Origin of the sequence: Paenibacillus sp. FSL H7-0326, assembly GCF_001955535.1 — a bacterium.
Lineage (GTDB): Bacteria > Bacillota > Bacilli > Paenibacillales > Paenibacillaceae > Paenibacillus > Paenibacillus shunpengii.
Genome location: NZ_MPVN01000010.1, coordinates 1 through 12337 on the forward strand (window position 1 = coordinate 1; position 12337 = coordinate 12337).

Annotated in this window: 11 protein-coding genes, 8 tRNA genes and 1 rRNA gene; all 20 read left to right on the forward strand. The window is 47.1% G+C overall.

All coding sequences use genetic code 11. The features are described from left to right. A 23S ribosomal RNA gene (locus BK126_RS26740) occupies window positions 1-227 on the forward strand; the annotation flags it as partial. A gap of 157 nt (window positions 228-384) precedes the next feature. Next, window positions 385-476: transfer RNA gene (locus BK126_RS26745), tRNA-Ser, on the forward strand. A 66-nt stretch (window positions 477-542) separates the two neighbouring features. Next, window positions 543-619: transfer RNA gene (locus BK126_RS26750), tRNA-Met, on the forward strand. 9 nt (window positions 620-628) lie between these two features. Continuing rightward, a tRNA-Val gene (locus BK126_RS26755) sits at window positions 629-704 on the forward strand. Window positions 705-709: 5 nt separating this feature from the next. Beyond that, a tRNA-Thr gene (locus BK126_RS26760) sits at window positions 710-785 on the forward strand. Window positions 786-800: 15 nt separating this feature from the next. Beyond that, window positions 801-877 (forward strand) — tRNA-Asp (locus BK126_RS26765). A 94-nt stretch (window positions 878-971) separates the two neighbouring features. Then, window positions 972-1044 (forward strand) — tRNA-Phe (locus BK126_RS26770). A 13-nt stretch (window positions 1045-1057) separates the two neighbouring features. Further along, window positions 1058-1143: transfer RNA gene (locus BK126_RS26775), tRNA-Tyr, on the forward strand. An 8-nt stretch (window positions 1144-1151) separates the two neighbouring features. Next, window positions 1152-1224: transfer RNA gene (locus BK126_RS26780), tRNA-Lys, on the forward strand. Between the two features lie 232 nt (window positions 1225-1456). After that, window positions 1457-2569 (forward strand): PucR family transcriptional regulator, encoded by a 1113-nt coding sequence (locus BK126_RS26785; protein ID WP_179085611.1) that lies wholly within the window; start codon window positions 1457-1459, stop codon window positions 2567-2569. 143 nt (window positions 2570-2712) lie between these two features. Continuing rightward, window positions 2713-3837, forward strand: coding sequence for an ABC transporter ATP-binding protein (locus BK126_RS26790; protein ID WP_076315537.1), 1125 nt, complete (start codon window positions 2713-2715; stop codon window positions 3835-3837). Window positions 3838-4106: 269 nt separating this feature from the next. Further along, complete coding sequence (gene hprK, locus BK126_RS26795; protein WP_047913880.1) at window positions 4107-5045, forward strand: HPr(Ser) kinase/phosphatase; 939 nt, start codon at window positions 4107-4109, stop codon at window positions 5043-5045. Window positions 5046-5086: 41 nt separating this feature from the next. After that, window positions 5087-6109 (forward strand): prolipoprotein diacylglyceryl transferase, encoded by a 1023-nt coding sequence (gene lgt, locus BK126_RS26800; protein WP_076315538.1) that lies wholly within the window; start codon window positions 5087-5089, stop codon window positions 6107-6109. Between the two features lie 6 nt (window positions 6110-6115). Further along, window positions 6116-6760: a pyrophosphatase PpaX gene (gene ppaX, locus BK126_RS26805; protein ID WP_076315539.1), complete on the forward strand. Its 645-nt coding sequence runs from the start codon at window positions 6116-6118 to the stop codon at window positions 6758-6760. A gap of 2 nt (window positions 6761-6762) precedes the next feature. Then, complete coding sequence (locus BK126_RS26810) at window positions 6763-7302, forward strand: acyltransferase (RefSeq protein WP_177178847.1); 540 nt, start codon at window positions 6763-6765, stop codon at window positions 7300-7302. A gap of 238 nt (window positions 7303-7540) precedes the next feature. Further along, on the forward strand, window positions 7541-8761 hold the full coding sequence (locus BK126_RS26815) for an ATP phosphoribosyltransferase regulatory subunit (RefSeq protein ID WP_076315541.1): 1221 nt from the start codon (window positions 7541-7543) through the stop codon (window positions 8759-8761). A 34-nt stretch (window positions 8762-8795) separates the two neighbouring features. Further along, entirely contained in the window at window positions 8796-9431 is a 636-nt protein-coding gene (gene hisG, locus BK126_RS26820; RefSeq protein ID WP_047913885.1) for an ATP phosphoribosyltransferase, read from the forward strand. A gap of 178 nt (window positions 9432-9609) precedes the next feature. Beyond that, entirely contained in the window at window positions 9610-10896 is a 1287-nt protein-coding gene (hisD, locus tag BK126_RS26825) for a histidinol dehydrogenase (RefSeq protein ID WP_076315542.1), read from the forward strand. A 108-nt stretch (window positions 10897-11004) separates the two neighbouring features. Further along, entirely contained in the window at window positions 11005-11622 is a 618-nt protein-coding gene (gene hisB, locus BK126_RS26830; RefSeq protein ID WP_047913887.1) for an imidazoleglycerol-phosphate dehydratase HisB, read from the forward strand. Window positions 11623-11626: 4 nt separating this feature from the next. Beyond that, window positions 11627-12250: an imidazole glycerol phosphate synthase subunit HisH gene (gene hisH, locus BK126_RS26835; RefSeq protein ID WP_076315543.1), complete on the forward strand. Its 624-nt coding sequence runs from the start codon at window positions 11627-11629 to the stop codon at window positions 12248-12250. Window positions 12251-12337 lie beyond the last annotated feature (87 nt).

A 12337-nucleotide genomic window follows, 5' to 3' on the forward strand; every position in this document is an offset into this window, starting at 1 on the left:
ACCGGGATGGACGTACCGCTGGTGTACCAGTTGTTCCGCCAGGAGCACCGCTGGGTAGCTATGTACGGACGGGATAAGCGCTGAAAGCATCTAAGCGTGAAGCCCCCCTCAAGATGAGATTTCCCAGTATGTAAGACCCCTTGAAGACGACGAGGTAGATAGGCTGGGGGTGGAAGTGCAGCAATGCATGGAGCTGACCAGTACTAATCGGTCGAGGGCTTATCCAAAAGATACCCAAGAAAGTGAAGCGAATGCTTCGAAGGTGAATCCGAATACTTTCTCGGGGCCCGGAACAAAACCGGGTAAACAAAAATTCTAACATCGCACATTGTTTCGTATCTAGTTTTCAGGGAGTAAATCCTTGAAGGTAATTACACATCTTTTGGAGAGATACCCAAGTGGCTATAAGGGGACCCTCTGCTAAGGGGTTAGACTGCGTAAGCGGTGCGAGGGTTCGAATCCCTCTCTCTCCGCCACTAATTATCTAGTTGATTTTTATAATCGGCTATGATAACATAGGACAAGTTGTGTGATGAAAATATGGCGGTGTAGCTCAGCTGGCTAGAGCGTACGGTTCATACCCGTGAGGTCGGGGGTTCGATCCCCTCCGCCGCTACCATATTATCCTGGAGACTTAGCTCAGCTGGGAGAGCATCTGCCTTACAAGCAGAGGGTCGGGGGTTCGATCCCCTCAGTCTCCACCATATACGCCGGTGTAGCTCAACTGGTAGAGCAACTGACTTGTAATCAGTAGGTTGGGGGTTCAAGTCCTCTCGCCGGCACCATTTTTCAAAAAGTTAGGAACTGTGGTGTAGAGGCCTAACATGCCTGCCTGTCACGCAGGAGATCGCGGGTTCGAATCCCGTCAGTTCCGCCATTTAACTTTTGAGAAAAGTCAATAAAGTAAACGTTCCACGTATAAAGTGGGAAGGGGTTTGCCCGACACTTTATTTTTTTTGCCACAATACCTTGGCTCGGTAGCTCAGTCGGTAGAGCAGAGGACTGAAAATCCTCGTGTCGGCGGTTCGATTCCGTCCCGAGCCACTTTTTTATTCCTGGAGGATTAGCGAAGTGGCCAAACGCATCAGACTGTAAATCTGCTCCCTTACGGGTTCGGTGGTTCGAATCCATCATCCTCCACCAGTTTTTATGAGCCATTAGCTCAGTTGGTAGAGCACCTGACTTTTAATCAGGGTGTCGAAGGTTCGAGTCCTTCATGGCTCATCACTAAAGTCATCAGTTTCATACTGATGGCTTTTTTTGTTGTATAATATAGCTGTGCTTATAATTATTGAACCATTCGATGATATTAAATCACTCATGATATAATATGTAATCGTCATACTTATAATCTGACTACGCTGAGATTGTTAGATGTCTAACAGTCTCATGAATACTGGCTTACCTGCTTATTTATTGGTTTAAACATCAAGTCGCAAAGTGGTGAGAGATGGTAATGGATTATAAACTGTTAATACAGAAGCTGCAGCAAATTATGGACACCTCATTTGAGATTAATGAGCTCCAAAGTATAGATGATACTAAATCTATTGCCGAACAAAGGCTAGGAGAGGCATCGTTTGTCGTCCATGATCAGCTATACTTTCATTTGAATAATGAAAATGAGGAACTTCCGCTTGTCCTATCTGTCCCTGCTCATCGAGTCAGTGCGTCAGAAAGGGCTCTAATAGAATGGATCATTACTTCGATGCAGTCTGTCCCTCCCTTGCAAGCGGATCAAACAACAGAGCAGTCGAATATGAAGTTGCTAGGTGCCTGGATTCTTGAGCAGATGAATAGCTCCGAGCTGCTCGCTATACCTGAAGGTCTGGAAAAGCTTACGCCCGTTTTTAGCGAAGGGATCGTTCCCTTTTACATAACTTATGAGGGCGGCCATGATTCGGGTATTGCTCCAAAATCAATGTACAAGCTGCTTCAATCTTACTTTGGCGGAGAGATCATACTTGTGCTACTGCAACAGGATAAATGGCTTGTGCTTGCAGAAGAAGCCATCGTACTGGATCGAACAGAGCTCAAAGATATGGACCAGAGCACTGATAGAACAGAATTTACACTTGAGAGCGAGCTGATGGCATTTGCCGAAGGTCTATATGAAGTAGTAGCTAATGAATGGGTAGGCGTATTTAATCTATCGGTTCATTCTCCGCTGTATACTTTGGAAAGCCTGCCAAGTGTAACCTCATTGCTCATGCAGACAATTCAGCTGGGAAAAATTTTTAGAATGAGTGAGCATGTGTACTTTCCTTGGCAGTTTACACTTGAGCGCTTGGTATCCAGAATACCTGAAGAGCAGAGATCGGGCTATTTGGATGAGGTGAAGGAGTCCTCCATACTTTTTGATGAAGAAACAATATCAACACTAGAGATCTTCTTCCAGCTCGATTGTAATGTCAGCGAAACCGCGAAACGTCTCTACATTCACAGAAATACGCTGATCTACCGGCTGGACAAGATAAAGCAGGAGACCGGTCTAGATGTTCGAAGCTTTAAAGACGCCGTTTTGGTGAAGCTGACACTGCTCTTGTACAAAGTGACGAAAAGGCTCTGATTTTTTTGTATGAATTGTGCATAGTCATAAGAGACCTAACTAGGTTAATATAAGAGCAGGAAATGAATTCGATTACATTATTGATACTGCTGTGTGTATTCGTTTACATTAATTAATGAAATTATGCTGAGGAGGCAATAATCATGGCTGGTGTACGCTTAGAACATATCTACAAACAATATCCAGGTTCAGATAAGGCGACGGTAGTTGATATCAACTTAGACATTAAGGATAAAGAGTTTCTGGTACTTGTAGGTCCTTCCGGTTGCGGTAAATCCACAACACTTCGAATGATTGCCGGCCTTGAGGAAATCTCCGACGGTAAACTATATATTGGTGATCGTGTCGTTAACGACGTGGCTCCAAAAGACCGCGATATCGCGATGGTATTCCAATCCTATGCCCTGTATCCGCATATGAACGTGTATCAGAACATGGCATTCGGTTTGAAACTTCGTAAAGTGAAAAAAGAAGAAATCGATAAGAGCGTTCGCGAAGCAGCGAGAATTCTCGATATCGAGCATTTGCTGGATCGTAAACCAAAAGCTCTGTCCGGTGGTCAGCGTCAGCGTGTTGCTTTGGGACGTGCGATCGTTCGTAATCCACAAGTCTTCTTGATGGATGAGCCGCTCTCCAACTTGGATGCTAAACTTCGTGGACAGATGCGTGCAGAGATTACTAAACTGGCTAAGCGTTTGGAAACAACCGTTATCTACGTAACGCATGACCAAATCGAAGCGATGACGATGGGTGATCGTATCGTAGTAATGAAAGACGGATATATTCAACAAGCAGCTTCTCCGGAAGAGCTGTACAATAATCCGACGAACTTGTTCGTTGCCGGCTTTATCGGATCTCCAACAATGAACTTCATCAACGGTAAGCTGTCTCAACAAGGAGACACACTTCGTTTTACAGCTACCGGTCTTGATGTAGAAATTCCACAAGGGAAAGCTCAAATTCTGAAGAGCAAAGGTTATGCTGGTAAAGATGTGATTCTGGGTGTTCGTCCAGAAGATATTCATGAAGAGCCAGTATTCCTGGAAGCTTCCCCACACACCGTGTTTACTGCAAAAGTAGACGTAAGTGAGAACCTTGGTCACGAATTGCTCTTGTACCTGAGCGGTGTAGGCAGCGATGTTACCATTGCCCGTGTTGATGGACGTTCCAATACTCGTGATGGCAGCACTGTAAAAATGGCAATCGACATGAACAAAGTTCATATCTTCGATAAAGAAACAGAAGCTAATGTACTTGTTCAAGACTAAGATCTTTGGACAGTATAAAGAGGGTTGTCTTGGCTTAGCGCCAGGGCAGCCCTTTTCATTTTTTATCGGTGCTAGATTGTCCTGCCATGGCATGAACATTGCATTCAGCACTAATTTCCTATACGATAATGACATTGAAGCTAGGTAAAGAGATGTACATAACATACGTTAACCGAATCTATCTCATAAACTAAAGTATTATGAAGTGGATTCAACAGTAATATAATTCGCAGGAGTCATCCTGATTGTAATGGAAGGAAGAATCCAACATGGCTAAAAAAGTAAAGGTAACAGAGCTGGCTAACGAATTTCAGCTTGAGGTTGTATCGGGTGAAAAAGGACTTAAGCGGCCGATTACAGTAGATGATTTGAACAGACCAGGCCTTGAAATGGCAGGTTATTTTGAATACTATCCGACGGAACGGGTACAGCTGCTTGGCAAAACAGAGCTAGCTTTCTTGCGGATGCTGCCTGAAGAAGAGCGTCGTGATCGAATGAGCCGTCTATGTCATGAGGAAACACCATGTATTGTGGTGACACGTGGTCTTGATGTGCCACAGGAGCTGGTCGATATCAGTAATGAGCGTGACCTGCCTGTTCTGCGCAGCCCAATGTCGACAACGATCTTATCAAGCCGCATTACGGGGTTCTTGGAAGGTAAGCTTGCACCGACGACAACCATTCATGGGGTTTTGTGTGACGTATATGGCATCGGTCTTCTCATCACGGGAAGCAGTGGGATTGGTAAGAGTGAGGCAGCTCTTGAACTCGTAAAAAGAGGCCATCGTCTCGTCGCAGATGATGCAGTCGAAATCAGCCAAACGGCAGATAATCAATTACATGGTACTGCACCTGAGCTCATCAGACACTTGCTTGAGATTCGCGGCGTGGGGATTATCAATGTCATGACCCTTTTTGGTGTAGGTGCTATTCGGAATCACAAGAGAATTACGCTGGTTGTGCGTCTGGAGGCATGGCAGCAGGATAAGCAGTATGACCGTCTTGGGCTTGACGAGGAGACGACTCGAATCATTGATACAGATGTACCGCTCGTGACGATTCCGGTCCGTCCTGGTCGTAACCTGGGGGTTATTATTGAAGTGGCCGCAATGAACTTCCGCTTGAAACGGATGGGTGTTAATGCTGCGCTTCAGTTTACGAACAAGCTGACGGCAACGATCGCGGAAGATAATGATGATATGGACTGATATAATTAACAAAAGTGATGATAAATTTAAGGAGTGGACAAATGGGCACCTTATTACTTGATCCTATTGCTTTTTCCATTGGCTCTCTTAATGTTCATTGGTATGGGCTTATATTAGGGACCGCAGCCATTGTAGGCTTACTGCTGGCTATGCAGGAAGGCAAACGTTTCGGTATACCTTCTGATTTTTTTATGGATTTATTACTGCTGGGTGTCCCTTCGGCCATTATCGGGGCAAGAATTTATTATGTTGCCTTCCAATGGGATGACTACAAGGACAACTTCTGGGATGTATTTAAGATATGGCAGGGTGGTATTGCCATATATGGTGCGCTAATAGGGGCCATCATTTGTGCATTTTTCTATTTCAGACATAAGGGATATAACTTCTGGAGAATTGTAGACATTTGTGCCCCAGGACTACTTATTGGTCAGGCGATCGGCCGCTGGGGGAACTTCGTGAATCAGGAAGCATATGGTGGGCCTGTCGAAGAATCCTTCTTAAGAAATACCCTTCATCTGCCTGACTTTATAGTTAATCAGATGAACGTACAAGGTACATATCATCATCCGGCATTTTTGTACGAATCGGTTTGGAATATCGTAGGTTTGCTGATCCTGTTCATTTTGCGTCGTCAGAAGTTCATGCGCGCTGGTGAGCTGTTCATGTCCTACTTCATCTGGTACTCTATTGGACGCTTCTTTATTGAAGGACTCCGTACGGACAGTCTGGCATTCCAAGGTCCTGAATGGCTTGCATCAATGATCCACGGTATGTGGTCACCGATGACTGCTATGGGCTTCGAAATGGGTTATTTGGACCCTGCATATGGGAATATAAGAATTTCGCAGCTACTGGCGATCGTTATTATATTGATTGCAATCGCACTGATTGTTGTCCGCCGAGTGACAGGTGCCTCTAAGGAACGTTATTCAGATCCGATTGTGTCCACGAAGACACCGGCAGTGAAGGCAGATGACGAGCTGACAAGTATGGATAAGGAAAAGGACAACAAAGACGCTTCTCACAGCAGCAAGGGGAGCTCTGATCAGAAAAAGGAGTAGTCCAGCATGATTAACACCGTTTTATTTGATTTAGATGGAACAATAATAGATACGAACGAGCTGATTATCAGCTCGTTTCTGCATGTCCTGGAGCAGCTTGGCCCAGGAGCACTCCCGCGTGAAGAGATCATTCCGCATATGGGTGGAACACTAGAGCAGCAAATGCAGGCTTTTACAGGGAAGACGGATGTAGCTGAATATGTTACAGGCTATCGTGCGTACAATGCGATCCATCATGATGCCATGGTGAATCCATTCCCAAATGTTACAGAGGTCTGTGAGGAGCTTCGTAAGCAAGGAATTCGAATGGGTGTAGTTACGACAAAGATTCGGCCAAGTACACTGAAGGTGCTGGAAATGTATGATCTTAAGAAGTATATGGAGGTCATCGTTACCGTTACAGATGTGACGCATCCTAAACCGCATCCGGAGCCGGTTCAGAAGGCAGTCGAGGAGCTTGGAGCCGATCCAGCCAGTACTTTAATGGTTGGTGACAGTCCTGTCGATATCCAGTCTGCGAAAGCAGCGGGAGTCTTAGCAGCAGGTGTTGCCTGGTCACTGAAGGGTGAGGCGAAGCTGCGGGAGTACGGACCAGATTATATTTTGCATGACATGAACGATATATTGACTATAATCCAGAAGGAGCAGTAATCGTGAGAAAGGTGGAGCGTTATCCTGTCGAGGGGCACAATGCATTGTGGCATATTTACCGTACGGTGAGTCCTCTCAAGGGGGTTCGCAATTTCATCTGGATTCAGCTTGCAAGATACTGCCCTATTCTGCCATTGAAGAATTGGATCTACCGAAGCCGGCTGCGAATGCAGGTAGGAGATTACACGGCGTTTGGACTTATGGTGATGGTGGATGTGTTTTTTCCGGAAAGGATCAAGATTGGCACCAACTCCGTTATAGGGTACAACACGACAATTCTTGCGCATGAGTATCTCATTAAGGAATATCGGCTTGGGGATGTTGTGATCGGTGATCATGTGCTGATTGGAGCAAACTCAACGATTCTGCCTGGAGTGACCATTGGAGATGGCGCGGTTGTTGCTGCCGGGTCTGTTGTTCATAAAGATGTTGCACCGGGGGCTTTTGTTGGCGGTAATCCGCTTCGAGAGCTGAAGTCCAAAGCGGATAACATCACTGATAATGAGTCGATAAGTAGTCAAAGTGAGTCGATAGAAACGTAAATAGGTTATGACTAGGATAGAAAAGAAAAAGGGCCCCAATGAGGTCCTTTTTTCTTATAAAAAGCTCCAATATTATGAGTACAGGATGCTCCCTAAAGCTCGTGATGAATTGACGTGTTATGGAAGACGTGATATTATATCGAATAATTCTTTAATTTGTTAGATTGGTAGCACTTTAACGCGATAAAGATGATGATCGGGATTACAATTCCAATATAGATAATGAGGAGAAATTCAAATGTCTAAACCAAAGGGTTTTGAAAAACCAGCTGGTGTACGCGACTATCTGCCTCATGTGGTTGATAAACTGCGCCGCATCGAGCATCGGGTATTGGAGTGCATGGGCAGCTGGGGATATCGCCAGATTATAACGCCTTCCATGGAATACTATGACACGGTGGGTGTCGCCAGCTCTACTTCGGATAAGAAACTATTCAAACTGCTCAATAATCGCGGTACTACGCTTGTCCTTCGTTCTGATATGACAGCACCGATCGCACGGGTTGTATCATCACTTCTCAAGGAGGAGAAGCTGCCACTGCGTCTGTCTTATCATGCGAATGTGTTCCGAGCCATTGAAGAGGAAGCCGGAAGGGAAGCGGAATTTTTTCAGACAGGTGTGGAGCTGGTTGGAGACGACTCGCCTGAAGCCGATGCGGAGGTGGTTGCTCTGGCGATTGCTTCATTGAAAGCGGCTGGAGTTCAGTCCTTCAAGATCGCGATGGGACATGTGGGGTTCTTGAACGGGCTCTTTGAAGAAATTGTTCCAGGCCAGAAGGAATTGCAGGAGGAGCTTAAGGAAGTTCTGTTGAAGCGCGATTATGTCGGTTATCGGGAGAAGATTGATGCGCTGCCTCTTGAGGATGATAAGAAGGAACGGATGAGCGCGATTCTGCGTCTGCGGGGAGGAAAGGAGATCTGCAGCAAGGCAGAGCAGCTGAGTGCAAGCCGTGAAGCTCGGAGCTCGATGAACCATCTCTGCAGTGTATGGGAAGTGCTTGAAGCGTACGGGGTGTCACAGCATGTGTTGATTGATCTGACGATGATCGGTGACTTCTCCTATTACACAGGTATGACCTTCGAGGGATATGCAGCCGAGCTTGGATCGCCCGTATGCAGTGGAGGCAGATATGACAAATTGCTGAAGCAGTTTGGTAAAGACGTGCATGCTACCGGCTTTGCTCTCAAGACAAACCGAATTGTCGACGGAGTAAGAGGAATCCGTGTGGAGCAGCCGCTGCCTGTACTTATTGAATATACCAAGGAGCACCGGGCAGAGGCCTTGTCACGGGCAGGCGAGCTGAGAAGCGAAGGAAGGATTGTTGTAACCAGACTGATGGCAAGAGATGACGATCGTTATAATCAGGCCATAGAAATGGGTGAACAGGGCTCTAACTATGCGGTGTCTATGCTCCAGGGAAAGTATGAGAAGGTGTATACTTACAGTAATTCTATCTAAGTCAGCAGGAGGCTAGAAGGAGGGAGTGTCAAATATGAGCGAAATTTTGAAGGTAGCTATGCCAAAAGGAAGAATATATAAGAAAGCTTCTGAGCTGTTTCGTGCGGCAGGCATTGCGATTCCAGCCGATATCGATGAATCCCGCAAGCTGGTCATTCCACTGCCGGAGGCACAGCTCGAATTCATCATGGCCAAGCCGGTGGATGTTCCCACTTATGTAGAGTACGGAGCAGCCGATATCGGTATTGTCGGCAAGGATGTTTTGTTAGAGGAAAACAAAGACGTGTATGAGCTGCTTGATTTAGGGATCGCTCGCTGCCGGATGTCTGTCATCGGACTGCCGGACTGGGAGCCGGGCATCAGACAACGGGTGGCCACGAAATATCCGAATGTGGCTTCACAGTATTTTAGAGAGCAGGGTCAGCAAGTAGAGGTCATTAAGCTGAACGGGTCCATTGAGCTTGCTCCATTAATCGGTTTGGCTGACCGGATCGTTGATATGGTGGAGACGGGTCAGACGCTTCGGGAGAACGGGCTTATTGAATTCGAGAGCATGTTCGAGATCACCAGCCGACTGATTGCGAACCGGGTAAGCTACCGGATGAAGAATGCCCAGATTCAGAGTTTATGTGATGCCTTGCAGAAGGTAACTGCAGCACCTGCAGAATAGAGGATAAATGGTTCATGACATGAAATGCTGGAGCAGCTATATAAGTGCGACCCCTGACAATATAAGGTTTAACCTGAAAGTGCTTCATGGAATGAATAATTAAGCAGTTGAATACTTAACGAAATCAATAAAGAAGAATGCTAGCCCTGAAAGTGTGTCAATAAGGAGGATTCGAAAGATGAGAATCGTACCGGCTAAGGAGTTTCGTCTGCAGCGTGATGTGGATTATGGAACGAAGGAACAGAATGAAGCGGTTCGTCAAATCATTCAGGATGTCCGGAGCGATGGAGACGCAGCTGTGCTGAAGTATACTGCTCTCCATGACCGGACGGAATTAGTCGCAGCCGAGCTGAAGGTGACGGAGGAGGAGATGAAGGCCGCTTATGCTGTAGTGGAGCCTTCATTTATTACCGCAATTCGGGCAGCTGCACACAACATACGTAAATTTCATGAAAAACAGAAACGAAGCTCCTGGATGGACTTTGATCCTGATGGTAGTCTGCTTGGACAGATTATCCGGCCGCTGGACCGTGTGGGTGTCTATGTGCCGGGTGGTAAGGCGGCATATCCATCCTCTGTGCTGATGAATGTCATTCCAGCACAGGTGGCCGGTGTGCGCGAGATTGTGATGGTGACGCCGCCGGCAACGAGCGGCGGTGAGGGTATTGACCCGTACATTCTCGTGGCTGCTGCGGAAGCAGGCGTTAACGAGATGTACCGGGTGGGCGGCGCGCAGGCGATTGCCGCCCTGGCTTACGGCACGGAGAGTATACAGAAGGTCGACAAGATCTGTGGACCGGGTAATATTTATGTGGCGCTCGCGAAGCGGGAGGTGTTCGGGGCCGTCGATATCGACAGCATTGCAGGCCCGAGTGAAATTGTGGTCCTGGCGGATGAAACCGCGAAAGCGGACTATGTTGCCGCCGACCTGTTATCTCAGGCGGAGCATGACGAAATGGCCTCCGCCATTCTTGTGACGACGTCCCAGCAGCTGGCTGAAGAGGTACAGCAGGAGATAGAGGAGCAGCTCCGGAAGCTGCCGAGAGAAGCTATCGCTAGAGCTTCGGTAGAGGCGCATGGAGCGATTATCGTTGTCGATTCCATATTGGAAGGCATTGAGGTTGTGAATACGCTGGCACCGGAACACTTGGAAGTGATGGTGCAAGAGCCAATGGCTTATGTGTCCTATATCCGTCATTCAGGGGCGATCTTTCTTGGACCGTACAGCTCGGAGCCGGTCGGGGACTATTTTGCAGGACCCAATCACATTATTCCGACCAATGGGACGGCAAGATATGCATCGCCGGTCGATGTGGACGATTTCACGAAGAAGTCGAGTCTTATCTACTACAGCAAGGAAGCGCTCCTCAAGAACGGAGAGGCCATTATGGAGCTGGCTCGTCATGAGGGATTAGAGGGGCATGCCCGAGCGATTGAAATTAGATTACAGCAGGAACGCAATTAATTGGATGGCGAATACTTCAAAATACCTATGTTTGCATTAGCAAGCGTATAAATATCAATTAACTATAACGAAATAAGAGTGAGATGTTTGGAGAGCGGAGGGGTAAAAATGGGAAATCAGGACAACAGCTTTATTGAAGAAGGCCGCGGAGCGAGCGTAAGCCGAAAAACGAATGAGACAGACATTCAGCTAGCCTTTGGTGTAGATGGAACAGGAAGATCTGAGATTGAGACGGATGTGCCTTTTCTGAATCATATGCTTGACTTGTTCACCAAGCACGGTCAATTTGATCTCCAAGTCGTCGCCAAAGGAGATATCGAAATTGACGATCATCACACTGTGGAGGATATCGGCATCTGTCTTGGCCAAACGCTGCATACTGCATTAGGTGATAAAAAAGGGATCAAGCGCTATGCAAGTGTATTTGTACCGATGGATGAGGCGCTGGCACAGGTCGTGATCGATATCAGCAATCGTCCGCACTTCGAATATCGGGCGCAGTATCCTTCCCAGCAGGTAGGAAGCTTCTCTACAGAGCTGGTTCAGGAATTCTTATGGAAGTTCGCGCTCGAAGCGCGAATTACGCTTCACGTTATTGTTCATTACGGACAAAACACCCATCATATGATCGAGGCTGTGTTCAAGGCGCTCGGCAGAGCGCTGGACGAAGCAACAGCAGTCGATCCGCGTGTTACCGGTGTCCCATCAACGAAGGGAGTGCTGTAGCCTTATGACCATAGCCATTGTTGATTATGGAATGGGGAACCTGCACAGCGTAAGCAAGGCCGTCGAAAGACTGGGTTATACAGCACTCGTAACAGGGGATGAACAGGAGATTCTAGGGGCTTCCGGCGTCATCCTGCCGGGTGTAGGGGCATTCGGAGATGCGATGCAGCATCTTCGAGAAACGAAGCTCGATACCGTCGTGAAGCAGGTAAGCGAGAACGGAACGCCGCTGCTCGGTATTTGTCTGGGGATGCAGCTGCTCTTCAGCCGAAGTGAAGAGTATGGGAGTCATGAAGGTCTCGGTATTTTGCCAGGGGATGTTGTGAGATTTGAAGAGAGAGCGGAGTATAAGGTTCCACATATGGGATGGAATGAGCTTGAATTCAAGCAGCAGGATAGCCCTCTGTTTGATGGACTGGAGGAAGGGCATGTGTACTTTGTCCATTCCTATCATGTGAAGCCGGAAGTTGAATCAAATCTGCTGGCGGTTACGGATTATGGGTATCCAGTGACAGCGATTGTCGGCCAAGGCTCTGTATATGGCATGCAGTTTCATCCCGAGAAGAGCGGAGAGCTTGGAATGCAGCTCTTAAACAATTTCTTGCGTTTAGCGGAAGCCTCTAAATGAGAGGCTGAATAAGTCTTATGGCTCTATTGAAGCGAGGAGCTTATAGCTATAGCTCTCTTGAATGATGGAGTCAAGATTGGTGTGAGA